This window comes from Nitrospirota bacterium, from assembly GCA_040754395.1.
Lineage (GTDB): Bacteria > Nitrospirota > Thermodesulfovibrionia > Thermodesulfovibrionales > SM23-35 > JBFMCL01.
Genome location: JBFMCL010000017.1, coordinates 51,756 through 77,784, shown reverse-complemented (window position 1 = coordinate 77,784; position 26,029 = coordinate 51,756). Strand labels below are relative to the sequence as shown.

The window sequence follows — 26,029 nt, the reverse complement described above, 5'->3', positions numbered from 1 at the left end:
TCTTTGTACCACTCTTTTGAATACTCTCTACTTGTTCCATCGATGACACTCCTTTCGTCTAACCCAATTTGGAGTGTCACCCTATTTCCCTAATTCCTTGGTATCATAAACTGGTCGTTAGGACAAGGGATATCGATACGACTGTTCTTGATAAGGTGACAGAAGTCTCTGGAGAAAAGACGTTTAAGGAACAAGGAGAAAAAGTCACGACACATGTTTTTCTCTCGGACGAAGGCACCGGTCCGTTCAGGGTTGGAAAGAGACCTTTTAATTGCGGTCTTATTTTTGGACAGGACGAAAGAGAAGAAACAGTTATTAATTGCGATGCTCGCGCGCTCTATGAACTTATCAAGGCTGTAAACATCCTTGAATCAGGAAAGAACATGGCTGAATATGGCGCATGGTCCATCTTAAGAGATCGCAAACAAGGCTATTACACTCTCCATAGAGCGTTTCTGTCGTATTCGTTGAAAGAAGAAGAGATGGAAGAGTTCATTAGTCTCGTGAAGAAAATTGCAGATAGAGAAGACGTGCAGAGAGAATTGGTCAAAGAGTTCGTGGAGGTATACGGTGCCGTATAAATATCATAAACATCAAAGCATCTATCTCGACGAAAAGCTCGATAAGCGCATAACCGACGCTGCCGTCTCAGAAAAGAAAAGCAAGAACAAGATGATAAATGAACTTATACGCATAGGACTTTCCAAAAGGGACGAAGACATATTTGGTCTGGAAGCAATAGCAAAGACAATGAAAGCGGACCTCCAGTTAACCAGGGACGAGATCAAAAGACAATCAAACCGCATAGCAACAGTGCTCTTAAGGGTCGGGCTCCATGCAATAGCAGGGCGCTATCAGACTAAATATGCTCATGCCAAACTAACCGATACCGAGACAGCAAGCAAGGTTTCGGATTTATGCTGGAAATACGCGATAGGAAAAATAAAAGAGAAAGCGGACATAGAGGATGATAGTAAAGAGTAGTTTTTCCAAAGGCACAGGAAAAGGCACGGGATCACTCAATTACATCAGTCGTGAAGGAGCTTTTGGATGCGGGCATGCATCGGTCTACGATAGAGAAGGAAACATTTTGCCACGAGATGATTTCAAGGAATTGAGACAAGAAATCAAAGAGGCAGAGATGGAGCGGAGGCTGATTTTTTCTCCGGAAGAACCCGATTTGTCCAGGGAAGAAATCGGAATAATGGTTCGGGACGTTATCGAGCGGTACCAGGTGGACGAAGATAAAAGCTTCGACTATGTGTATGCGATCCATGATCACAACGAAAGAATTCATGTCCACGTTCTGGCATGGGGAGATAAAGAAGATTTGCGTATGGACAGAGACGACCTGGCATCCATAACAGAAAAAGCGCTTGACCTTGAAATCGAGCAGGAACAGATTCTTGAGATTGCAATAGGTAAAGAAGAAGTACTGGAGAAAGACAACTCCGCTGAGCTTGAGATCAATTCTGAAATCCCCCTGGAGGACCACGTCTGAGAAGTTTCGAAGAGCTGGCAACAAGAGTAAAATTCCTGATAAAGCACGCCCGGATAATTCTCATCTGTTTTCTTATCCTTACTGCCATTGCCTTTATCGGCCTCACCTGGGCAGGCATACAATCGGACAACAGGTTCCAACCGTATAATGTATTTTCAGCGAGGAGATTCTATGTATACCGCGCTGTCATACAACAATATCCCCCAAGTTTTTTCATTAAGAACTCATTCCATAGGGCATTGACAGGCCTCCGGGAAGACCCGGAGGAAGAGGTTATAAAAGATCAATGGATTGCCATAGTAAAACATAAGGCTGTTTTTGATCTCGTGTTCTCATCTTCTGTTTCTGCTTCTCTTATCGTTTTGGTCTTAACTATTCTTTTCAAAAAGGACATTTCCCGGAAAGATGATAAGCACCTGAGAGGAGCTTCATTAGTATCAGCTCAGAGAATAAACTCAGCTGTTAAGAAGAACTACAGGATTACCTTCGGGAAGGAAAAAATCAGATTCCCGAAATCTGCCGAGAATATGGGGATATTTCTTTTCGGCTCTCCGGGGTCCGGGAAATCAACATTCCTGAAGTATCTTATACCACAAATTACCGGAGATCCGGCTGTCATCTATGACAGAAAGCCCGAATTCTACCCGCTCTTTTTTGAACCGAAAAAGGACCTCTTGCTTGATCCCAAGGATGCAAGGACAATCATGTGGAATATCTTTCATGAGATCGAGGAAAAGGAAGATATAGACAATATAGTCCATTCAATGATCCCTCTCCCGACAGATCCCAAGACTGCATTCTGGTACCAGGCGGCACGGGATATATTCCATGCGATTCTCACTCTTTTATGGGAAACCGGCAAGGCATCGAATAAGACGCTTATAGACTTCCTGTATATGAACGGTTGCAACAGGGAAAAGCTCTATAACATCCTAAAGCATGATCCAAGGGTTGAAGGATATATATCGAAGGACAATAATACCGCCAACTCGATAATGTCGGTCGTATCGCAGTTTTCCAATGCCCTTGTGCAAAGACATTTTTACCATGACGGTGATTTTTCGGTAAGGAAATTTATCAGAAACGGCACCGGCAGGCTTTACATAGTCAACAGAAACGCAACCGCGGAAGCCTTTAAGGCATACTATACCCTTTTCTTTGACCTTGCATTCAGGGAGTTCCTGAACAGGCCTATCGACAGAAAATTCAGATTCTGGTTTTTCGTTGACGAATTCCCGTCGTTAATGAAGCTTGAAACGCTCGCGGACCTTCTGGCTGAAGGCAGGGACAGGGGAAGCTGTCCGGTCATCGGGGCACAGGACTTTGAACAGGTCAAAAAGATTTATGGTCCCGATGCCTATTCGATCTTCAATCAGACGAACACACAGGTAATATTCAGGACCAAAGAGCCGAAAACAACAGAATACCTCAGCCTGACATTCGGGGACCAGGAGCACGTACAACAGATAAGGACACTATCAGCAGGCGCAAGAAGCATCAGGGACGGATATAATTTCAGCGAACAAGAGAAGATAAGCAGGATCATACTCCCGTCAGAAATAAAGGGGAGGGAGGACCTGAATGGGTATGTTTCTATCGGAGGATATCCGGACACGCAGATTTCCATGGATATTTTTACCCAGCCCGACAGAAATTCAATGATACCGAGAAACATTCCGGAGATCACTCTTGAGCAAAAGCAAAAACAGGAGGCAGGAGAGGATCTGGATGCATTACTCAAGTAATACTGATAAAGGCATAATGAAGCTCAGAATTGATCATAATGTCATCGAAATAGACATTGATCTCAGCAGGCCGAGACTTATCCCGATAAAGGGAAAGGACAATAAGGGCAGGGAGGTTATCTGGCATCTTAAAGTCACTGAAAAAGGCAGATTAGTCTTACTCTAATAAAATACCCGTAAGTTAGCGATTAACCAACAAAGCATAGGGTTAAAGTAGCGAAGCCAGGGTAGAGAATTGAGGCAGTGCCTCACTCTATCCTGGCTTTTTTGTTTTCGGACAATTAATGAAATATACCATACACATCAACCAGCTCGCATATCACAGAATGGGACTTTGCGGAAAGCTCGACATAACCGACATGGCCATTCTTGACTACATTCACGGGTGGTGTGTGGCACCCAGGGCCGACCGGATTATTATCGACCAGCAAGAGTACACGCGTGTCAATTACGTGCATCTGATGGAAGAACTGCCGATCCTCGGCATAAAAAAGAAAGATACCGTATCTGCACGGATAAGCAAACTTCGGGCAGAAGACCTTGTCAAGACCTTCCGGGAGAAAGACAACACCTTGTATGTAAGGCTGAGCAATAAATGCTATGACCTTTTCTTTTCTGATTACAATGGGAACCCTGACGACAAGAAGCGCCATACCTGTCCCAAAAACCGGGACAGGCTATCCGAAAAAACAGGACAGGCCCTGTCCCGAAAATCAGGACAGCAACAAACATATAACTATATCAATCCTCAAATTACAACAACAGAGCCTGTTGTTGTTTCTGAAATAGAGATAAAAAAAGTCAGAGACATCCTGTCTACTGTCAACGTCCCCTATGAAGGCATAACCGACAGGTTGATCTCTGACCTGATTACTGAAAGAGGATTATCTCCTGTATGTGAGACTGCAAGGAAGATAGCAAAACAGTATCAACCGGGATCTCAATCTGTTTCTAATCCTGCGGGTCATTTTAAATTCCTTGTCATGAAGGGTATGGATACCCCTCAGGGGTACATTCCGAAGGAGGAAGAAGACAAAAAACGCGAGGAGGCAAAACACAAAAAGAACAAATGCCAAGGAAAAAACAATGCTCACAACGATGGTCCCAGCATTGAGGAAGTACGAAATTTTGTAAATCAACTGCGTCTAGGCAAGATCCAAAGCAATGGCCCGGCAAGGGGGAAACTTGAATAAATCTACTCTCCCTCTACAGAACACCACAGGAAAGCTTCTCACCGCCGAGCAGGTTGCTGAAATTATCTGCTGTTCACCGAAGACAATTTATAGCTGGGCAGAACTCGGACATATCCCATCCATAAAAATAGGGATAGGGCGGAAATCCCTTCTTCGCTTCGACTCAGAAGAAGTTTATGCCTGGCTGCAATTCTGGAAAGCGGAAACAGCAAAAAGGTATAATTCGGGTGCTGGAACTGTTGCCGGTGCCCGGAAAGGAGGACAGTAAACAAAATGGGCATCTATAAAAAAGGCAACGTCTACTGGATGATAAAGCAGTACAACGGCAAAAAAGTTGAACGCACACTTGACACAGGTATCAAGAGAGTTGCAGAAGAGAGATACTCGAAAATTGTGTCAGAGATTGTCGGCGGGAGCTACTTTCAAAAACCAAAGGAGTTCACTATTTCATATTTGATGGAGAAATACGCGGAAGATCGGGCAATGACCAAGGCGAGCAATACTCTTGCACGAGACAGGAGCTTGCGTGAACACATCACCAACTATTTCGGCTCATATCTTCTCGCCGAGGTAACACCTGAGATGGTTTCAGATTACCGCCGAAAGAGGTATGCCGAGAAGAAAACCGTAGCCACGGTAAACCGGGAACTCGCATTCCTGCGGAACGCTTACAACATCGCCATCAGACATTACAAATGGTGTTTCGTTAATCCCGTATCCTCTGTCAAGTTTGACAGGGAGAGGAACCAGCGGGACCGCTGGCTGACATCAGAAGATGAAAAGAATCTCTTTTCCCATCTCAAGGGCAGGCTCGTCGATATTGTCAGTCTTGTTCTTAATACAGGACTTCGACAGGATGAGGTACTCAGTCTCATACGTTCCAACGTAGATCTCTTCAGGAAGACAATCACTGTCAAGGGTAAAGGCGATAAGGTCAGGACGATCCCACTGAATGCTGTTGCTCTTGACATCCTCAAGGCAAGGATGAAGACACATCACATTCATAGCGAGCTTGTGTTTCCGAGCGCAACCGGGACAAAGATTATGAGGCAGCGCCTCGTAAGGGCATTCACCAAAGCGGCGAAAGACTCTGGTCTTCAGGATTTCCACTTCCACGACCTGCGGCACACTTTCGCAACGAGGCTCGCGCAGGCCGGCGTGGATCTTTACAAAATCGCGAAACTTCTGGGACACAATGATGTATCGACAACCCAGCGATATGCACATCATTGTCCGGAAAGTTTACGGAGCAGCGTGGATGTCCTGACAGAGTACTACAATTCTACTACAGTGAGGTCAAATGCTGAAGAGGGACCAGTTCATGCGTCAGCGTAACTCTTTGTTTTTAAAGGAAAAGGATGGTACCCCCTGCAGGAATCGAACCTGCGGCACCAGGTTTAGGAAACCTGTGCTCTATCCTACTGAGCTAAGGGGGCACGCGAAGATCAGCATGAAATTATACCATACTCTATTCGCTGAAATCTTTTTTTAGACTCAATCCGAAGTCTGGACACACCCGTCCATCTACTTGAAATCCAGCCTGTAAAAGATATCTCCGCCTGCTTCCCTTCCGCTCTGCGTCTCGACTTCCCATCGTTTTGAAATGGTATAGCGCAGCCGGAACACGCCGCCTTCGCCGAACAGCGACTGCCCGTAGCTGATGAACAGCTTCGGGGTAAGGTATTTCCCTATGGTGAGCATGGACCGGGACAAGTCGCCATCTCCGGACTGGATGTCCAGCACGTCAACCCCGACGCTCTGCTTTATTTTTTCCTGAAGGACTACTGATTCTCCTTTTGAAAGAAGCGCGCCGGATGCCTGCAGCAGGGCCGATGACTGTTCCTTGCCTTCGCCAAGGGGATGACCGAAGACAATGTACGAAATGATATCGGTATCCGGCATGCGGGGTTCAGAATAGAGTTTCACTTCCGGCTTTTGAGGCGTTCCGGTAACCTTTGCTCCGGCCTTTACATCCCCGACCGTCCTCAGTGCAAGGACATCCAGATCCGGGCGGGTTATGAGTCCGCTGAACACAAGACGGCCGCGCTGGACATCGAGATTGATCCCATACCTCCTGTACGCGCCCTTCGCCACATAGATCAATCCTTTTCCCTGTATGTCGTCCTGACTCTTCGCGGTTACATGTACATCTCCTTCGAACCGTGCGTCGATGCCTTCCGTCTTCACAAAAACTTTTTTCCCGAGCATGACGTGCACCTGAATATCAAGGGCAAAGGGGAGTTTTTTCTCCGGCTTTTCGACGGTGTCCACGATCACGACGTCCTGACTCGGTACGACAGTTGCAGATGTTTCACGTCCGTACACAAACAGTTCCGGCACGTGGATATCTCCGCGTACGGACAGCTTGTCCGGTGAACCTTCAAATCTGAGCTGCGGACTGATTGCCGCCTGCAGCTCGGGAAGATACAAAACCCTGAATTCCTTCCCTGAGACGGTCCCTTCATAGCGGGAGATACCCCAATCGATCATGGTGATCTTTGCCGCACCTTCGATATTGCCGTCGCCTGACTTCACGCTGAAGGCATCAAACGCGATGATATTTCTTTCAAAATGTCCCCGCACGACTACGTCCTTCAGGCTGATGCCCGCGGGAAGGAAATAGGCACCGGCATCTTTCAACTGAAAGTCCCCGCTGAATTGCGGACTGTTCCAGGTTCCGGATATCCGGCTTTTGATCTGCACAGTTCCCTGGCTCTCCTGAACAAGTCCCGGAAAAACCGAGGTGAGCATTCCTCTTTCCCGGACATCCGCGTCGACTGCGATACTCACGGGAGCCTTTTTGTTCATAGCCAGCGGAATCCGCGCAGGGATGGGCAACGCAACTTTCGCGGCAACCTTCCCGTATTCGGTCAGTGATACGGCGACATCCCCCCGGAACACTTCTCCGCTCCATGACCATTGCGACGACGCTGTTTTGACGTCAGCAGAAACCTGTCCCTTTTCTGTACGTCTGCTTACGATTCCCTTCGACAGCATGCTCTCACCGGATAACGCGAACTTCCCGCCCGGGAGCAGGTTCCCCTGCATCTTTCCGGACAGCATGCCACTGACCTCAATCCCCTCGGGAAACAATGGCCGGAACGCCCCGAGGTGCATATCCTGCCATTGGGCATCGATCACGCCCTGCTCCGGAAACGCAAGCCGGGGCGGGATGCCGAAGGTGAGCTGCCCGTTTACCCTGCCACCGCGTGCAAGCTCAAGATGCAGGCGCGACACGATCCTTCCGCCTTTTGTAGTAAGGTTCAGAGAGGATTCCTCTATGCCGATCTGATGACCGTCCGATATGACCGTACCCCGTGCCTCTACCTTCCCGCTCAGGAACGATAATCCTCTCTTCGCCCATCCGGCCCGCATATTGCCGGAGCCTTTTCCCCGGAGTTCGATATGCTCAGGAAGGAAAGGAGTAAAAAGGCCAAGGTTCAAATCCTTTGCTCCTGCATCAATCTCACCCTGTGCAGGAACATCGAACGTTGGCGGGGAAGAAGATGTCATCTTTGCCGTCAGCGCACTTCCATATGAAAGATCTGTGCTGAAAGATACCAGCAGCCCCTGCTTTTTCCATTCAATCTGAAGCCGTGCGTTCACTTCCTCCTGAGTCATCCCGCGGAAAGCGAGGCTGCCCGAGAGCATGCCCTGCATCCGGATGCCCTCAGGGCTTCCCCTGCTCCAGGTCAGGTGTATATTCCCTGAAGTACTCCCTGCAAGCGCAACCTGATCGAGCCACTGATTTCCCCTCGCAATATCGAACTGATTCCAGTCTGCCTGGAGAAAACCGCTCAACGGTTGCCTGGCGATTTCAGCCTGCACTGAAAGCGCCTCCTGCCGCGGTCCCTGCATTACCAAAGGGGAAAGGGAAAATCTCGCATCCGACACAGAGATTTCTGCGGGCGACCTGAGGGTCAGTACTCCAATTGCATCTCTATAGGAAATGCGCTGAATCTTTCCATGCCATATTTTTTTCTGATATGCGCCGTACAGCTCCGACAGAAGTTCAGCATGCTCAGCTTTCAGCGATATTTTCACCGCATGGGAAGATGTCTCGCCATTGGCCTGCAGTCTCACTGCATCAAGCTGCAGTGTTTCATATGCAAGCCCCCGTATTTCGGCATTGATGCGAACGGGTGCCTTCTGGTTTTCAGAAAAATAGGCGTCGATCTCAGCTTTCTTCATATGCAGCCGACCTGCGGAAATACTGTTTCCGCGTGCATTGACAGAACCTGAAAAATGCTGCCTGCTTCTGCTTACCCAGCCCTCAGCAGAGAGCCATCCTGCAGTATCGGGGACAAGACCGGAGAGGTCTGCAATACGTGCATGAAATGCAATACGTTTCTGCAGGTCACCAGATGCGTTGATATCAAACCCCTTGCCTCTCAGTACGAACCTGTGGATGAAGAGGTTCTGCGCCCGAACGCCGGCCAGCATCTCTCCGCTCAGGGTTTTCCCGCGAAGGCTGCTCTCAAGAATGCGCCCCCTCAGCTCGCCTTCGGGGGAGCCCTGTTCAGGCCAATGCGCTTTCGCTGCAAAGTTCAGGTTTACCGACCCGCTCCATTCAGGAGTAAAGACCGCCGGATTGATGTTCCTTACCTGCAGGTCACTGTTGAAGGAGAGCCCGTTGCTCCAGGAACTCTGTATCTGACCATGCACTGTTCCCTCCAGAAGGGTGCCCCTGATTTGTTGCAGGTGGATACCTGTTTGGGTGCCGTTGAATACCGCCGCAAATTTCGCGCGGTGTTTTTTATCTCCTTCATTCGCTACGTCGAGGCTGCCGCGGTAATTCTCAGGCGTTCCCTCTGCCGTCATGGTTCCCGAGATATCAGTTGCCACATGCATTTCAGGCGACAGGTCAATGTGCTCTGCCGTAACCGTCATATGAAACTGCGGCGCGGGGGAACTGAACACTGCCGTCCCCTTTGCTTGCAGCAGCCCCTTCCTGCCTGTTTCGCGTATTTGCAGTTCATGGATATTTACGCCCGTTTTTGTCACCCCGATCCTGCCGGCACCATCGAACCGCGGTACGTCTCCTGACATGCCGCTGATGGAAATCTTTCCATTGACCTGTTCGGGATCGCGCGCGCTCATGAGTGCGGCTTTCAGTGACAACCTGTCCATATTCCATAAGGGACTCTGAGGGGAAACGATAATATCTGCATCCAGTGACGGTTTCAGGAATCCGGCCGCAACCGTCCCCCTGATCTGCATATCCAGGGCATCCAGAATCAGATTGTTCATGCTGAACCTGCCCGTGCGCCAGGTAACAGAAGCAGCCGCCTGCGATATCCTGATATGGGTCTTATTGAGCCTCCGATAGTCAATACCGTGCATTTCCAGTCTGTCTATCCAGGCATCAAGCCGTGCGGCGACCCCTTGAACTTTCGGCCAGGTCAGGTCCAGCGGTTCCTTATCCTCGGGCCGGTCGTCCTGTATCAGGAGATTGCTTACATACAGCCTGTCGATAGCGATGTTGCCGGTCAGGACCATCAGAGGCTGCCAGGAGAGAAAAAGCTTCTCACCCTTTGCGTTTCCCTTGTGCCAGCGCACTTCGATCTCTTCCATGCTGATCGCATTCCACAGGCTGCCCTGAAGGTTCCGGTATTTCAGATCCGCCCCGGCCTGAGCAGAAATTGCCTTCAAAACCCAGGCTGCGCCTTCACGAGTACCGAGCAGCCATGCCCCGATGCCGCCAAGCATAAGGAAAACCGCGAACAGTGCTATCAGGATGCGGTATCTTGTTTTTTTATTCACAGCTCAATCCCTATGCTGAAGTGCAGTCTGAATTTCGGATTCTCCACATCAATCTGCCGTGCGATATCAATTCTGATTGCCCCTATGCGGGTATAATAGCGAACACCGATTCCTGCGCCCTGATACAACTGTATGTCGGACAGAGAATTAAACGAATTCCCCGTATCATAGAACACTGCGACTCCCCAGTCGCTGAAGAGTGCCCGCTCAAGCTCCAGACTTCCCACAAGGAGATGCTTTCCGCCGATAACGTTCCCTTTCTCATCTTCCGGTCCGAGCGACTGATACTTGTACCCCCGGACGCTCCTGTCCCCCCCCGTAAAAAAACGGATTGATGCCGGAATCTGACGGAGCGATTCATCCTGGGCTGTCAGCGCTCCCTGGATTCTCGCATACAGTAAACAGCGCCAGGGGAGAGGCACAATGGTGCTTCCCTGCAGAATCACCTGCAGGAGCCCTGTATCAGAACCGAGATATTTATGGGTCCCCCGCACTTCTGCAGCATAGAGATAGCCGCTGGTCGGCCGGGTCAGGTTGTTGTAGCGGTTTGCCGAAAAACGGACGCCCGGCATGACCAGAAATGTCTTTTCCTGATCAGACGCGATGGTGGAGTCCTCATGCTGCAGCCTGAGATAGACGGTTCCCGATCGTCCCCTGCCGAGACTCTTTGTCCGGCTTGCCTCCACAGAGAGAACCTGAGTCTCATAGGTATCAACATCCTCATTACGGGCGTTGGCCTTGAACTCGGTAAAACTGTTCAGGTCTCTGTAGCTGGGGATTACATAGGAGATTCCCACTCCCTGCAGACGTTCCGAGACATTCAGCTCCGATCTGAGTTCGTACCCCCGTTTCAGGTTGTTGAGGTCAGTATATTTGACGGAAAAACGGGCTCCGGTATCAGTACCGTAACCGATTCCCGCCCGTAACTGTCTGCTGGGGGATTGGGTCAACTTTATTACCACCGGTACCTGGAGGTCTTTTTCTTTTTCCTTTTCCGGCGTGGGCACAACCTCACTGAACCGTTCGGAATTCATCAGGTTGAGCTGCGTTTTCCGCAATTTGACAGAAGAGAGAACGTCGCCCTGTTTATAGGCGAGGTATCTCCTCAGAAACCGTTCCTCATATGAAGGGGCGCCTTCGAATCTCGTAATCCCATAAAAATACTGGGGCCCTGTTTCCATCGCCAGTGCAATTTCGGCAGATGCTTCTTTACGGTTGACAAGGATTCTGTGGTCAGTGAATTCTGCGTCGAGATAGCCCGTCTCGAGAGCCCGGGCTTTCAGCTCCCCTTTCATCTTCTCGTATTCGCCATGCAGAAGGATGTCCCCTTTTTTGAGGGGGAATTGTGCGATAACCTCCTGCAACGACTTCTTCTGTGCCCCGGGGCCCTGGACCGCAATGCTCACCCGTGTAAGCCGCACCGGTTCGCCGGGGTTCACCTGAACCTTAATGAGATATTTTTCGCTGTCTGTGATATCAAGCGTGCTCTGCACTTCCGGAGCGTAGTAGCCATACGGTTCAAGCGCTGTCCTGACTTTCTCATCAACCTGTTTTTTGAAATACTCCACCCACATTCTGTGTGTCCTGCCTTTCTTCTGAAGAGATTCGGGAACAATAAGCGCCGACCTGACATTCTCCAGCACATCCCCGCTCACGCCGCTGATCTCGATCTCCACCTGCCCTGCAGCCGGCGTTGGTATGCGCAAGAAACAGCAAAGGCATATCAGAACGATCACCAGCACACGGGAAGTCTGCGTCAGTGCGCTGCGTTTCCCGGAACGTTTGGCACGGGGAATACACCCTGTTCCTTCCGGCAGTCTCTTCACCATCTCTCTCCTCTCCGTCAGCCCATCTGGTATTTTATCAGCAATTTGCTACGTTGATTTCTCAAGAGTCCAGCTGCAGCCGGTGTAGCAACTACTTAAATCTTATAACGAAAAGCCCGTTCTGGCAATACGATTACGCTGAAATGCCGGACAATCAGGTACGGAAAGGCATGGTTTTCAGGCACCTGAAATGAAAATTATCTTTTTATGCTAAGATAAAACGCTTTTTATCACTATTCGCGAAGGAGACATCCGATGGGCAAGTACAATGAGTTATTCCGGAGGAGCATTGATGATCCTGAAGGGTTCTGGGGAGAAGCGGCTGAAGCCATTACATGGCACAAAAAATGGGACAGGGTGCTTGATACCTCAAACCCTCCCTTCTACCGCTGGTTCGCCGGCGGAGAAATGAATACCTGCTACAACGCCCTCGACAGGCATGTTGAAGCCGGAAGGGGTGACCAGACCGCCATTATCTACGACAGTCCTGTTACCGGGACAATCAGAAAGATCTCTTACAGGGACCTTCTCGATCAGGTGTCACGTTTTGCCGGTGCCCTGAAGGGACTCGGCGTACACAAAGAAGATACAGTAATCATCTATATGCCCATGATACCTCAGGCAGCGGTAGCCATGCTCGCCTGTGCACGTCTCGGAGCAGTCCACTCAGTTGTGTTTGGCGGGTTTGCACCTCATGAACTTGCCCTCAGGATCAATGATGCAAAGCCCAAGGTCATTATCTCCGCCTCGGGTGCCATGGAGGTAAAGCGGCTCATAGAGTACAAGCCGATGCTGAATAAGGCGATCGAACTCGCGGCCCATAAGCCCGATAAGTGCATTATTTATCAGCGACGACTGGCAGAAGCCGAACTGATCCCCGGAAAGGATATTGCGTGGCAAGAATTCATTGCCAATGCAGAACCTGCCCCGTGCGTGCCGGTGCAGGCAACAGACCCGCTCTATATCCTCTATACATCCGGGACCACAGGGAAACCCAAAGGGGTCGTGCGGGACAACGGCGGCCATGCAGTTGCATTGAGATGGAGCCTGGAGAATATCTATGATACAAAACCCGGTGAGGTCTTCTGGGCTGCCTCAGACGTGGGATGGGTCGTGGGGCATTCATACATAGTGTACGGGCCTCTGATAACCGGATGCACGACAGTATTGTATGAAGGCAAGTCCGTGGGGACGCCTGATCCCGGGGCATTCTGGAGAGTCATTTCCCAGCACGGGGTCAAGACGCTGTTCACTGCCCCGACTGCATTCCGCGCAATCAAGAAGGAAGACCCCCAGGGCGAATACATCAGGAAATACGATCTTTCAGGGTTCCGGTATCTCTTCCTTGCCGGAGAAAGAACAGACCCTGATACCTATCACTGGGCATATAATCTCCTGCAGAAACCGGTTATCGACCACTGGTGGCAGACGGAAACCGGCTGGCCCATAACCGCAAACTGTATGGGGATAGAAAGCTTCCCGATCAAGCCCGGCTCATGTACGAAACCGGTGCCGGGCTATAACGTCCAGATAATCGACAATATGGGCAAGAAACTGGGTCCGAAAGAAGAGGGCCTTGTGGTGGTACAGCATCCGCTGCCCCCCGGCACACTGCCGACGCTCTGGAACGCTGACGAGAGATTCATCGAATCGTACATGATGATATTTCCCGGATACTATTTTACCAGCGATGGCGGCTTTATGGATGAAGACGGGTATGTGTATATCATGGGCAGGGTCGATGACGTCATTAATGTCGCCGGCCACAGACTTTCAACCGGCTCCATGGAAGAAGTCGTAGCCCAGCATGAGGATATTGCTGAGTGCGCGGTTATCGGCGCGCATGATACGCTCAAGGGACAGCTCCCTGTCGGACTGGTCGTCCTGAAGTCAGGGGTTGTCAGAGGGGAAGAGGAACTGAAAAAGGAACTGGTCCAGATGATACGGAACGAGATCGGCCCTGTTGCCTGCTTTAAGGAAGCAGTGGTAGTGGCGAGGCTTCCGAAAACACGCTCGGGCAAGATACTCCGGAGCACCATGAGAAAGATTGCTGATGCCCAGCCGTATACCGTTCCGTCCACCATAGATGACCCCTCCATTCTGGGAGAAGTGGAGGAAGCTCTCCGGAAGATCGGGTATGCCAGAAAAAAAGAGTAACCGCTTTCCTTTGCGGACAGGCGAATTCGCGTTATCATGACCCGTTCATGCAGGCCTGCAGGGTTGATAAGAAGGGACAGATCACGGAAAATTCTTATTCACTGAGATTCGATGAGTCCGAACACCTTCCTGACTGCCTCGTCAGCATTTTGAGCATGCAGAATCCCCTTAATATCCCATGTCCTGATACCTGCAACCGGCTTGCCTATCTGCAATGCAAATGCGATCTCTGAAAGAGTGCCGTATTCGCCGCCGACCGCAATCAATGCATCTGCAGCGCGTGCAATGATGACATTCCTGCCTATCCCGAGCCCGGTTGCGATGGGAATATCTACGAATTGATTTGCTTCCTTTGCGTCGTTCTGCGGAAGGATTCCGACAGTCAGTCCTCCTGCTGACTTTGCTCCCCGTGAAGCAGCCTCCATTACTCCCCCCAGTCCGCCGCATACAAGATACGCTCCCCGCAGAGCAATCATTCTGCCAACCTCTTCAGCCTCTCTGAGGAGTGATGCTTCGGTCTCTCTTCCACCGATCACTGCAATAAGTGGTTTCATGAGAGGGTTTTTTTCCCGGGGAATCTCTTCACCCGCCTGGAATGCGTATCACCGGACCCGGATAACACCAGCATAGTACCTTTTTATGCCCTTGTGGGAATTTTCAGCTTTTTGCCCTGAAAGGTATTCCTGTCCTCCATTGTCTTTTCGATATCCCGCAGCATCTCCTGCCTGCTTTTCCCCCACCTGGGAGCGATAAGGATCGCGTCAGGGGCTGTCGCAAAAAGCCGCTGGAGGACTATTCCGGGAGAAAGCCTTTCGAGGAATTCCGTCACAAAATCAAGGTATTCATCATATGCAAACACAGGGAAAGGGCTTTTCCTGTAAATGATTTCCAAAGGTGTGTCTTTAATGACCTGGAGCTGATGTATTTTAAGAAACCCGATGGGGAGACAGGAAAGTTCATCTGCCATCAAAAACATCTCATCCCTTGTTTCAGTGGGAAATCCGACAATGATGTGCGCGCCGACAGATATCCCCCGGTTCTTTGTCAGTGCTATTGCGTCCAGAAATGAATTGTAGTCGTGACCGCGGCGGATGAATTCGAGGGTCCTGTCATGCATTGACTGCATGCCGTATTCGATCAGGATAAAATATTTTTCCGCAAGCGACTGCAGAAGGGCTATCTTTTCGGAGTCCACCGCGTCAGGCCTTGTCCCTATCGCAAGACCGATCACAGAGGGATCTGACAAAGCCTGGAGGTAAAGTCGCTCCAGTTCGTCAACATGAGCGTACGTGTTGGTATATGGCTGAAAGTACACAAGATATTTCTGTGCCTTGTATCTTTTCCGGATGTATGCGATGCCGTTGGCGATCTGTGCACGCACCGAAAGAGTCGGCCTGCAGGAATTCGGCCTGAAACTGTCATTGTTGCAGTAAATACAGCCTGATGTTCCCACAGTACCGTCCCTGTTGGGACAGGTAAACCCTGCATCAACATTCACCTTGTACACGGTGGCACCGAAGCGCTTTTTTATATATGCGCCGAACGAATTATACCGTCTTTCCATAGTTCAATTATTTCGCTTTCGTCCGGGTTCTGTCAAATGTGGGTCCGGTATTCCGCAACTACTGTTTTTTCAGCTTCCTCCCGATCTCCTGCCAGGACTTGACCGCCTGTGCATTCTCTGCATCCCCGAAACTGAATGCCTTCGGGGCATGTTCCCCTGCGGATTCGATTACCATGCTGCTTCCTATTATTGCGTGAATACCTATTCCCTTTTCCCTTATCTCATGAAAAATTCTTCCCTGATCCCACGGGATGACCGGCAATGCCCTGAACCCGTTTTCTTTCAGCCACGACTTGATCGCTCTTTCGTTGAGCATGCCTGTCTGGAGAAAAACAACGGGGAATCTTTTGGAGAGCTGTGCAATTATTTCCTGACTCCCCCTCCTCGGTTTTTGAGAAAACGTGCCCTCCAGCAACGCTGCCTCAACGTCGACAAAAATGATGCGATCCCCTTTTTCAAGAACAAGAAGAATGCCCCTGTCTTCTTCCGAAGCGGTCTTGACGGTGATGGAATACCTTCGGGCCGCTGACGGTCTGAATTGCCTGAATGCAACGCCGTCGCCTCCGGAGAGGTTTTTTCCGACTGATCTCCCGTTGACGATAAACTCGGCAACCACTCCCCCTTTGCGGAAAAACTTCCCTCTTGTCACTGCCTTCAGCATGACTTCTTCGCCCTTCCGTGCGATCATATCATGCACAAAGACTTCAGATAACGCGGAGGCAGGGCAGAGAAACAGCAAAAGGATCGGAACTGCAAAAACAATTATTCCGCCCAGATATTTCACAGCGTTGCATGCCCCGGTCTCGTTGCATATAGTGCGCGATTGCATTTTTTATTCTTCTTCGGACACACGGTATGCCTTCATCTTTCCCGCGAACTCATTCAGCTGCCTGTCTACCAGAAAATTTACCGTGCCTTCAGGATACGTCCCGTCCGGTTTTTTCTGCCCTGATGGTACGCCGGTCAGGACCTCAAACCCCTCTTCAATGGTCTTTACCGCATAAATATGAAACCGTCCCTCCTGCACAGCCTTTACCACCTCTTCACGCAACATCAGGTTGCGAATGTTCTGGTGAGGAATCATGACCCCCTGTTGGCCTGTCAGCCCCCTCGCCTTGCATATGTCAAAAAACCCCTCTATCTTGTGGTTCACACCCCCGATTGGCTGGACCTCTCCTTTCTGATTCACGGAACCGGTAACCGCAATGTTCTGCCTGACGGGAATACCCGCAAGGCTCGACAGAATCGCATAAAGCTCTGTAGAGGAAGCACTGTCTCCTTCCACACCCGAGTAGGACTGCTCAAAGCAGACACTCGCAGAGAGGGTCATTGGCTTGTCCTGGGCATATTTCCACCCCAGATAGCCGGACAGGATCAGCACCCCCTTGTCATGGATCCGGCCGCTGAGCTGGGACTCGCGCTCGATGTTGATCACCCCGCGCTTTCCGAGAAAGGTTTTTGCGGTAATCCGGTTTGGCCGCCCGAAACTGAATATGCCGAGATCATACACCGAGAGACCGTTTACCTGCCCCACAACCTCTCCTTCAACGTCCACCATGATCGTCCCTTCCTCTATCATCCGGCGCACGCGTTCAGCTATCAGATCCAGCCGGTAGATCTTCTCTTTGATCGCTTTTTCTACATGTTCTCCGGTAATTCTCTCGCTTTGAGATTCCCGTGCCCAGTAATCGGCCTCGACCAGCACATCCTTCAGCGGGCCAAAACGCGCAGACAGCTTTTCCTGGTCGCCAGCTGCCCTGGCCGCATACTCGATAACCCTCGCAACGCCGGAACGGTCAAACGGAAGGAGCTTTTCAGTATCGCAGCAATTGCGTATGTAGCATGCATACGACATGAGATTGTCTGTCGTGCGCTGCATCTGGGAATCAAAGTCCGCCTTGACCTTGAACATTTCCCAGAAATCCTCATCATACATTGTCAGCAACTGGTAAAGGGAATCATCCCCCATAACGATGATTTTGAAGTCAATGGGCATTGGCTGGGCTTTCATTCCCTGCGGACCGAAGAACCCGAACTGCTCCCAGGGGTCCTCCACCCTGACTTCCTTGGTCCTGATAACCCGCTTCAGACCCTCCCATACCCCCTGGTTCAGCAACACATCCCTGATATTGAGGATCAGGTATCCGCCGTTTGCCATCTGGACAGCACCTGCCTTAATCATGGTGTGGTCACTGATATACGTTCCCATCAGGGCTTTTCTTTCCGTTTTCCCGAACATGTTGAACCAGTTCGGGTTGGATTCAGAAATGATCGGGGGGCCGGCAGCCTTGCTGTTATCTACAAATACATTTACTTTGTAGGCCATGAACGGGTCTGCCTGCTGCGCGGGAGTAAACACAGGGGGCTGCTGCATTTGCGGCTGCACAAATAAATCAAGCTTTTTAAGGGTATATTCCTTCGCTTCTTTGAGGAAAGCCAAGACCTCGGGGTATTCTGCATATCGTGCGAACATTTCCTCAAAAGGTCCGGAAATCGCGAATTCGCCCGCCTTCATGTCATTGTCCCTCATTTTTTCTCCGGTCTCTTTTTCCAGATCCTTAAAACGCGAATAGGTCGCTTCAACCTTCTTCATCATCGACAGGCGTTCAGCCTCGATTTTTGCTCTTTCCGTGTCAGGCAGTTTAAGGAATTCATCCCTTGCCATCGGTTTCCCCTCCACCAGCGGAACGACTGCTGCGCCCATAGGGGAAATCTGCACCATGAGATTTTTTTCAGAAGTCTCCTGGTCAAGGGAATCCATAGCCTCCTGATATTGCTTCTGGTGCGCTTCCATTATTTCCTGTTTTTTCTTGTTATATTCCTCGCTGCCGAAAGTCTTCGGGATTTCTTGCCTCAGTCTCTTCACCAGTTCATCCATGCTGCTGCTGAACTGCTTTCCCAGCCCCTGCGGCAGTCCGAGCACCCTCGGCTGGTCAGGAGAAGGGAAATTGAATACATAACACCAGTCGTTAATCTGCCATGTAATGCCCTGCGCTTCTCTTCCCTCTATATATTTCTGCAAACGTGCCTTCACCGTTGTCGCCTTCCCTGTTCCCGTAAGTCCGGTAAGAAACAGGTTATATCCGGGCCTTTCCACCGCAAGGCCGAAATTGATGGAATCCATTGCCCTTGCCTGACCGATAAACTCCTTGAGAGGCTCGATATCAGAAGTACATTCGAACTGAAACAGATCTTCAGCACAGATCCAGCGAAGTTTATCGAGAGGGACAGCATAGTGACTAAGATCAGTTTTTTCCATTTCCTCCTCCTGCAGTCTATTATTTAGGCTAATTATATCACTATATTGACTCAGTTGACGTGCCTGAGAAGGTTATTGAGATGTATTGCATATTCTGATACTATTTAACTAAAAGCTAAAAAAAGAACTTTGGCTCTGGAGAGCACTACATTATCTGATGAAGACAACGAAAAAGCCGGACACGGAACACCGGAAAAAGGAGACAAAAACAGACTGGGGAGCGAAGGTCAATGCCGCTGTAGCAGACCTGTCAAGCAGTCTTCTTTCTGCCGCAGCAATAGAAGACATATCTGATCTCGTCCTTGCACATGCAAAGGATCTCACAGGCAGCGAGTTCGGTTTCGTTGGGTATATTGATCCTGAAACCGCGCATCTTGTCATTCCGACCATGATACGTGAAATCTGGGATGAGTGCCGGGTAAAAGACAAGGATACCGTCTTCAGGGATTTCAGGGGACTGTGGGGATGGGTGCTGAACAACCGTCAACCGATCATAACCAATTCCCCGGCTGACGACCCCCGGTCATCGGGGATACCGCAGGGACATATCCGGATACACCGTTTTCTCTCGGTGCCAGCAATGATTCAGGGGAAGCTTCTTGGGCAAATTTCTCTGGCCAATGCAGGCCACGATTATACAGGAAAAGAGCTTGCGGTTACCGAACGTCTTGCCTCCCTGTACGCAATCGCAATTCACCGTAACAGGACAGAAAAGGAGCTGATCGCGTCAGAAGAAAAATACCGGTCTCTGGTCGAAAACATCAACATGGGAATCTACAGAAACACTCTTGAAGCATATGGCCGGTTTCTTCAGGTGAATCACGCCATGGTGAAAATGTTCGGCTATGATTCGATGGAAGAGCTTCTCAACATGTCTGTTGCAGAACTCTATCAGAACCCTGAAGACAGAAAAGCATTTGTCGCAAAAATCCTGCGACAGGGGCATGTGCACAATGAGGAAATCAAGCTCCTGAGAAAAGACGGGACGCCTATCTGGGCTTCCGTAACCGCAAAAGCTCAATATGACGAAAACAGAAGGATGAAATGGATCGATGGCGTCATCGAAGACATCACCGAACGCAAGATGGCTGAGAAAGCACTCAAGGAATCCCAGGACTTGTACAGGACGATTTTTGAAACTACAGGCACCACAACAATTATTGTGGATGAAGACATGTCGATACCGATGGTGAACATGGAATGTGAGAAAGTGCTCGGATATTCCAGGGAGGAGATCATCGGCAGGAAAAAATGGGATGAGTTCATCGCAGAGGAAGACCTGGAAAGATTAAGGAGTTATCACCGCATCAGAAGAATCAGTCCTGATGCGGTTCCAAGGACATACGAAGCGAGGCTGATCGGCAAACAGGGAACTGTCAAAAAAGTCTCGATTACCGCGGACCTGATTCCGGGGACAAAACAAAGTATCATATCCATCCTCGACATGACAAAGCGCAAGGTGGCTGAAGAGAAACTGGTACAGAGTCTTGAAACGCTGCAGTCAGTATACAACATCGCCACAACTGTCCGCGGTTCCTACGAAGCAGTCTGCGAACAGGTGGTGTTCAATCTCTCCAAACTCCTGAAAACCCCATATGCCGCGGTTGAACACATCGAGGAAGACCAGGTGAGGATCATCGCGCGCATCACCGGCGGCAATTTTATCCATAACGAAAGAATCCCTCTTGAGTATTCTCCCTGCAGCCGGGCATACGAGCAGAATGCGCCGTGCCAGATAAAAGGCCCTCTGCACCAGCTGTTTCCGGAAAACATGCTGCTTTCTCAATACGGGTTCAGGTCTTCCATTGCAGTCCCCATACGAAATATCAGCGGCAAGCCGGTTGGGGCATTCTCTGCCATGGATTATGAAGAACGGACTTTCAGCGAGGATGAAATCCGCCTGATAGAGATTTTTACACGATATATCGCCTATGAGTTTGAACGGAATGTCATGGAGACGCAGTTGCGGCAGCTGGACAGAATCAAGCTCCTCGGTCAGATGGCTGCGGGCGTAGCCCATGAAGTCCGAAACCCCCTGAATGCCATCCTGGCAATTACCGAAGCGCTCTTTCAGGACATCGGGAACAATCCTGAATACAAGCCATATCTGGAACATATCCGGACACAGGTTGACAGGCTTTCACGGTTGATGGGAGATCTCCTCGACCTCGGGAAACCGATACAGCCGTCAAACCTGCACAGGGATTCTCTGATTTCCCTATGTGCCTCGACTGTTGATTTATGGAAGCAGTCGCCCTTGTCGCGGACGCATAAGGTGAGTTTAATTCTGCCTGATCAAGCCGACAGTTTCCAGGTAATGGCAGATAGGTCCAGGCTTCAGCAGGTTTTTCTTAATCTGCTGGAGAATGCCGCCCAGCACAGTCCGGAGGGAAGCGAAATACGTTTCATGGTCTCGCAGACGAAGGGAAAAAACGCGAGGATATGCGTGGCAGATGAAGGGCATGGAATTCCTCAGGAAAATTTTCTGAAGGTATTTGAACCGTTTTTTACCACACGGAAGAGGGGAAACGGCCTGGGACTGAGCATAGTGAAAAACACTATCCAGGCTCATGGCGGAGATGTCATAATACGCAATAACAGTCCGCTGCGGGGGTGTACAGTGGAAATCATTCTCCCGATTCTGTAGAAAGGCAGGGTATGAAACCGAAAATCCTCTTAATTGATGATGACGAAGGAACACAGTTCGGCTTCAGGAAATATCTGACAAAGTCAGGGTATGCAGTGCATGGAGCCTCTCTCCTTGCGGAAGCAAAGGAGGCAATAATAACCCAGCGTTTTGATGCAATCCTGCTTGATATGTACCTGCCTGACGGCAGTGGTCTGGACTGGATACTTGAGTTGAGGGAAGGACATCCTGACATACCGATAATAATAATCACCGGATTCGGGGATATCCCTGTGGCAGTAGAAGCCGTGAAACGCGGTGCTGACAACTTTCTGACCAAGCCGGTCAATATGGAAGATCTCGATGTTTTCCTGCGAAAAAGTCTCGAACTCGGTACGCTCAGAAGAAAGCATCTCACGAACCAGAAACTCGAGAGGAAAGAGCAGGCGTATTTCGGTGAAAGTTCCGAAATGAAAAAGGTGCTTGATCTTGCCTCGCTTGCGTCGAAAAATGATTCCCCTGTGCTGCTGCTCGGCGAAACCGGCTCAGGCAAGGGTGTACTGGCGAGATGGCTCCATGAAAACAGCGCCAGGAATCCCGCGCCCTTTGTTGAACTGAACTGTTCAAACCTCAAAGGTGACCTGCTTGCCAGCGAGCTCTTCGGTCACGCAAGAGGTGCGTTCACTTCCGCAGTGCAGGAAAGACAGGGCCTTATCGAGGTCGCTGATGGGGGCACTCTATTTCTTGACGAGATCAGCGACATGGATATCGGGGTGCAGGCGCAATTTCTGAAGGTTATCGAGGAAAAACAGTACCGGAGGCTGGGGGAAGTAAAAATGCGGAAAAGCGACTTCAGGCTCATCTGTGCAACAAACCGTGACCTCCTGGAAGAGACGCATCAGGGCAGATTTCGGAAGGATCTGTATTTCCGCATCAATGTCATTCCGATCGTCATTCCTCCTCTGCGGCAGCGCAGAGAGGACATTACCGGACTTATCCGGCACCTTTTAAGCGCAATGGGATCGGCCAACACTGACATCTCTCCGGATGCAATGCAACTGCTGAAAAACTACTCATGGCCCGGCAATATCCGGGAACTGAGAAATGTACTCGAAAGGGCGCAGCTGCTTGCGCATGGCAACGCCATGACTGCCGAGCACTTTTCCGGCCTCGATTTCCCGTCTGTCCACGCCGAAAGTATTCCGCAAGTGAACAATCTGGAAAACATCGAAGAGGAACATATCAAAACAGTAATTAAGCGGTTCAGCGGCGATACACGCAAAGCGGCAGAAGCGCTGGGAATTTCAAGGGCCACGCTTTACAGGAAACTGAAAAAATTCCATCCATAAAATTCTGTCGCGATTATCCCGGCAGGAAGACAGTCCCGGATGCCGATGAAATGCACCGGGTTTCGTGTTTTCCCACGGGACAATTCTCACTTTGAGAATCGCTTGCCGGGAATGAGAATCTTCCCTTCGGGTTCTGCATAAAATATCATTATTTCCCAGCCGGTTAAGCGCTCGCCCCCTCTGGCATTCATCTTGCTTTTATCATGTCCATACAGGGAAAAGATACAATCTGGTGACTGCTCATTGAATAGGGGAACAAATGAATAGGCGCGTACTTATCGTTGACGACGAAACAACCATTCTCATGGCCTTTAAAAAGCTTCTCCAGTGTCCGGACATTGAAGTCGATACGGCTGAAACAGTAGAGGAAGCGTTTTCCCTGCTCGACAGACAAGAGTATGCTGCCGTTATTGCAGACCTCAGGCTTTCAGGGTTTTCCGGTGAGGAAGGTCTGGACATAATCAGTTATGTGAAGGGGCAATATCCCGAAACCCATGCAATCCTCATTACTGCGTACGGCAATCAGGATGTCATGAAAAAAGCCTACAATCTCGGAGCCTCATACTATTTTGAAAAACCTGTTTCAACCAGCATCATTAAAGATGCCCTGAAAAGCTTGGGGGTCTTATTATGCGCTTTAAAGGCATGAAAAAATTTCGCGTTTCAGAAAATTTCCGGCCCGGGGAAAGCCGGCACGATATCTTTTTTAAGGAAAAAGCAAAGGGGAAAAACATGGCAACCAGTATTTTCACGGATTATGAACACGTCAGTCATCACGAGAATGACAGGCACTCATTCTCTTTCGTCTCCGGTCTCTTACAGGACAATGATCCGGACACCGTACTTCAGGCAATTCAGGTCCTTGATCACCTGAAAGATCCGAGGGCGCTGACAATGCTTCGCGCGCTGCTTCACTATCCTGATGCCGATATAGTACAAGCGGCGATCATCACCATCAGCCATCTGGGCAATGACAGTGTGCTGTCAGATATCACACCTTTCCTGAAATCAGATTCACCGTTGAAAAAGGCTGCCATTCAGGCATTGGGAGACCTGCGCTCCTCTCAGGCCGTTCGTCCTCTTGCGCATCTGCTGTCAGACCCGGCCGTAGGACTATCGGCTGCAGAAGCACTCGCCCGCATCGGCGGGATAACAGCCTTTCGGGCATTGTCGAGGCACTGGGTGAAATTTCATGGCCAGCCTGATACCGAAACAATACTCGGGCTTATGGCCCATGTCATCGAAGGCCTTGCAAAAAAACCTTCCGGGACGCAGGGCCTTCGGACATCAATCATCCAGCACCTGAATGGTTCGTCCGTCACAATGCGCCTCTCTGCGGCACAGTGCATCCTTGCGCTGGGACCAGGCCCGGACGATAAAAAAGCACTTGCGACTCTTGAATCTTCCCTGACTGCCAAGGAGATGCTCCCCCCCTGTCTGAAAAACCGCCATGATCTTATCCCTTATTTACTGAACGCACGCGGGATGCAGCGCATATGGGGGTTTCAACTTGTCTCCCGCTTTCCGAAAGACGCTCCGGTGGCCTGTCTTAAAACCGCTTTGGAGAAGCATGACCATATCGACCATCTGGAGTGCATCGTACATGCGCTTCTCAAAATCAAGGATCCCGGGATCGTTCCTGCTGTCCTTGACCTGTATATCAGGATACCGGTTTCGTACCGATATGTATTGAATCCTTTGCTCCGCGTGCACAAAAAATTATTGCGTTCCCTTCTGATTGACACCGATGTCGATGATGAGACAAGGCTGGTTATCTCATCGTTCCTGGGGATTTCACCCATCTGCATTGCCCTGGAGATTCTGGATCTTCCACCCGGCAGCCGCATTCATGTCTTATCCCAGATTACAGATTCCAGGTCGATACTGAAAGCGCTGCCGTGGCTCCAATGGATAGAGGAGAATCCCGGCATCTATGCGCCTGTTGCAGCAGAGGTAGCTGTGAAGGCAAATCTCAGGGAACTGATGCCGGCGCTAAGGAGAATCCTCGCTGTGTACCCGGCCGAGCCGCTTATCAGGGCAGCCGGGGAATTCAGGGACGAGGAAAGCATCCCTTCCCTCGTCGTACACCTGCAGAAAACCTCATCGCATATCAGATGCTGCATACTCGAGGCTCTTGGCCGCATAGGCGGAACTGAAGCACGGAAAGCCCTGCGCAACTGTGCGGTCACCATGCAGCCGGAGGAGTCCGGGCTTGCATATAAGGCTTTGACAAAATGCGCCACAGAAGAGGACAGCGCCTTTTTCAGAAACGCTGTTTCCCTCAGTAACTGGCGTATCCGGGCTTCCTGTGCTGATTTCTTCTCCCGTTATCCGCTCCCTGAAAATATGGAATCCATTGCAGAACTTGCCAATGACCCGTTGCCAATCGTGGCTCAGCGGTCCCTGTTCCTGCTCAAATCCAGGCTGAGTGGGCTTGAGAAAATTCATCGGAATATCAGAACGGACAGAGAAGGCCGGAAATACGGCATCACCCAGGCAAGATTTTCGGATATCGCCACAGTGAACGAATATTGCACGGTAAAAGGAGGAACAGAATAAAATGCGTCAGGTGAGAAAGAGAGTAAATGGAGAGCCGGATTTCGAGGTCTACCATTTTGTATTTGACACGGCGAGAGAAATATTTGAGGAGATCTTCGAGGCATCAAAAAATTTCCCGAAAGAAAAACTCTACTTAACAGATCAGATCCGGAGAAATTCACTATCCGTCTGCACGAGTCTTGCTGAGGCCTGGCGCATGAAAGACAACAGGACGATATTTCTCAGCAAGCTGTCAGATGCCGCACAGGCAGCGTCTAAAGCCCAGAACTGCCTTGAACTTGCCTCGAAGTATAATTTCATCAGGCGGGAAACCTTCCAGAGGCTGGATACAAAATATGATGACATATTCGATCTGCTCTGTGACGGGACGAAAAAACTTGTCGATCAGATGGTAAGCCATAACTGAGAAAATGCGGGATGGAATTAGTACAGAAATCTTTGTACACACAATGCGCCACCCCTTTTTTTTAAGACCCTGCAGGCAGTG

The 26,029-nt window shown here is 50.0% G+C and carries 20 protein-coding genes and 1 tRNA gene; 14 read left to right on the top strand and 7 right to left on the bottom strand.

The window, feature by feature from the left end; genetic code table 11:
• Positions 1-155 precede the first annotated feature (155 nt).
• The 8 genes from AB1552_09785 to AB1552_09750 all read left to right on the top strand — a co-directional run bounded on the left by AB1552_09785 (position 156) and on the right by AB1552_09750 (position 5,774).
• The gene (locus AB1552_09785) at positions 156-581 is read left to right on the top strand and encodes a hypothetical protein (GenBank protein ID MEW6054060.1); all 426 of its coding nucleotides are present in this window, start codon (positions 156-158) and stop codon (positions 579-581) included.
• The gene (locus AB1552_09780) at positions 571-984 is read left to right on the top strand and encodes a hypothetical protein (protein MEW6054059.1); all 414 of its coding nucleotides are present in this window, start codon (positions 571-573) and stop codon (positions 982-984) included. Before AB1552_09785 ends, AB1552_09780 begins: the two co-directional genes overlap by 11 nt.
• A complete protein-coding gene (locus tag AB1552_09775; protein ID MEW6054058.1) occupies positions 968-1,501 on the top strand; it encodes a hypothetical protein in 534 nt (177 codons plus the stop codon). Before AB1552_09780 ends, AB1552_09775 begins: the two co-directional genes overlap by 17 nt.
• Before the next feature lie 239 nt (positions 1,502-1,740).
• The gene (locus tag AB1552_09770; protein MEW6054057.1) at positions 1,741-3,246 is read left to right on the top strand and encodes a type IV secretion system DNA-binding domain-containing protein; all 1,506 of its coding nucleotides are present in this window, start codon (positions 1,741-1,743) and stop codon (positions 3,244-3,246) included.
• Positions 3,230-3,412 carry a hypothetical protein gene (locus tag AB1552_09765; protein ID MEW6054056.1) on the top strand — a complete coding sequence of 61 codons (183 nt, stop codon included), beginning with the start codon at positions 3,230-3,232 and terminating at the stop codon, positions 3,410-3,412. The genes AB1552_09770 and AB1552_09765 overlap by 17 nt, the downstream gene beginning before the upstream one ends.
• 118 nt (positions 3,413-3,530) lie before the next feature.
• Complete coding sequence (locus AB1552_09760) at positions 3,531-4,439, top strand: hypothetical protein (protein ID MEW6054055.1); 909 nt, start codon at positions 3,531-3,533, stop codon at positions 4,437-4,439.
• Complete coding sequence (locus AB1552_09755) at positions 4,432-4,707, top strand: helix-turn-helix domain-containing protein (GenBank protein ID MEW6054054.1); 276 nt, start codon at positions 4,432-4,434, stop codon at positions 4,705-4,707. Before AB1552_09760 ends, AB1552_09755 begins: the two co-directional genes overlap by 8 nt.
• A 5-nt stretch (positions 4,708-4,712) precedes the next feature.
• Entirely contained in the window at positions 4,713-5,774 is a 1,062-nt protein-coding gene (locus tag AB1552_09750; protein MEW6054053.1) for a site-specific integrase, read from the top strand.
• A 24-nt stretch (positions 5,775-5,798) separates the two neighbouring features.
• Here AB1552_09750 and AB1552_09745 read toward each other — a convergent pair.
• The 3 genes from AB1552_09745 to AB1552_09735 form a co-directional block, all read right to left on the bottom strand.
• A tRNA-Arg gene (locus tag AB1552_09745) sits at positions 5,799-5,875 on the bottom strand.
• Between the two features lie 88 nt (positions 5,876-5,963).
• A complete protein-coding gene (locus tag AB1552_09740; GenBank protein ID MEW6054052.1) occupies positions 5,964-10,202 on the bottom strand; it encodes a translocation/assembly module TamB domain-containing protein in 4,239 nt (1,412 codons plus the stop codon).
• On the bottom strand, positions 10,199-12,031 hold the full coding sequence (locus tag AB1552_09735; GenBank protein MEW6054051.1) for an autotransporter assembly complex family protein: 1,833 nt from the start codon (positions 12,029-12,031) through the stop codon (positions 10,199-10,201). The genes AB1552_09740 and AB1552_09735 overlap by 4 nt, the downstream gene beginning before the upstream one ends.
• A 252-nt stretch (positions 12,032-12,283) precedes the next feature.
• Here AB1552_09735 and AB1552_09730 point away from each other — a divergent pair, with 252 nt between their 5' ends.
• Entirely contained in the window at positions 12,284-14,185 is a 1,902-nt protein-coding gene (locus AB1552_09730; GenBank protein ID MEW6054050.1) for a propionyl-CoA synthetase, read from the top strand.
• Positions 14,186-14,283: 98 nt separating this feature from the next.
• Here AB1552_09730 and AB1552_09725 read toward each other — a convergent pair whose 3' ends face one another.
• The 4 genes from AB1552_09725 to AB1552_09710 form a co-directional block, all read right to left on the bottom strand.
• On the bottom strand, positions 14,284-14,739 hold the full coding sequence (locus tag AB1552_09725; protein ID MEW6054049.1) for a TIGR00725 family protein: 456 nt from the start codon (positions 14,737-14,739) through the stop codon (positions 14,284-14,286).
• A gap of 83 nt (positions 14,740-14,822) precedes the next feature.
• A complete protein-coding gene (locus AB1552_09720) occupies positions 14,823-15,749 on the bottom strand; it encodes a TIGR01212 family radical SAM protein (protein ID MEW6054048.1) in 927 nt (308 codons plus the stop codon).
• Between the two features lie 58 nt (positions 15,750-15,807).
• Entirely contained in the window at positions 15,808-16,533 is a 726-nt protein-coding gene (locus tag AB1552_09715; GenBank protein ID MEW6054047.1) for a hypothetical protein, read from the bottom strand.
• Positions 16,534-16,581: 48 nt separating this feature from the next.
• A complete protein-coding gene (locus AB1552_09710) occupies positions 16,582-19,008 on the bottom strand; it encodes an AAA family ATPase (GenBank protein MEW6054046.1) in 2,427 nt (808 codons plus the stop codon).
• A 157-nt stretch (positions 19,009-19,165) separates the two neighbouring features.
• On the opposite strand from AB1552_09710, the gene AB1552_09705 reads away from it, so the two are divergent.
• The 5 genes from AB1552_09705 (at position 19,166) to AB1552_09685 (ending at position 25,948) form a co-directional block, all read left to right on the top strand.
• Entirely contained in the window at positions 19,166-21,655 is a 2,490-nt protein-coding gene (locus AB1552_09705) for a PAS domain S-box protein (GenBank protein ID MEW6054045.1), read from the top strand.
• Positions 21,656-21,666: 11 nt separating this feature from the next.
• A complete protein-coding gene (locus AB1552_09700; protein MEW6054044.1) occupies positions 21,667-22,983 on the top strand; it encodes a sigma-54 dependent transcriptional regulator in 1,317 nt (438 codons plus the stop codon).
• A gap of 259 nt (positions 22,984-23,242) precedes the next feature.
• Entirely contained in the window at positions 23,243-23,632 is a 390-nt protein-coding gene (locus AB1552_09695; protein ID MEW6054043.1) for a response regulator, read from the top strand.
• Between the two features lie 83 nt (positions 23,633-23,715).
• Positions 23,716-25,542 carry a HEAT repeat domain-containing protein gene (locus tag AB1552_09690; GenBank protein MEW6054042.1) on the top strand — a complete coding sequence of 609 codons (1,827 nt, stop codon included), beginning with the start codon at positions 23,716-23,718 and terminating at the stop codon, positions 25,540-25,542.
• Between the two features lies 1 nt (position 25,543).
• A complete protein-coding gene (locus AB1552_09685; GenBank protein ID MEW6054041.1) occupies positions 25,544-25,948 on the top strand; it encodes a four helix bundle protein in 405 nt (134 codons plus the stop codon).
• Positions 25,949-26,029: the final 81 nt, after the last annotated feature.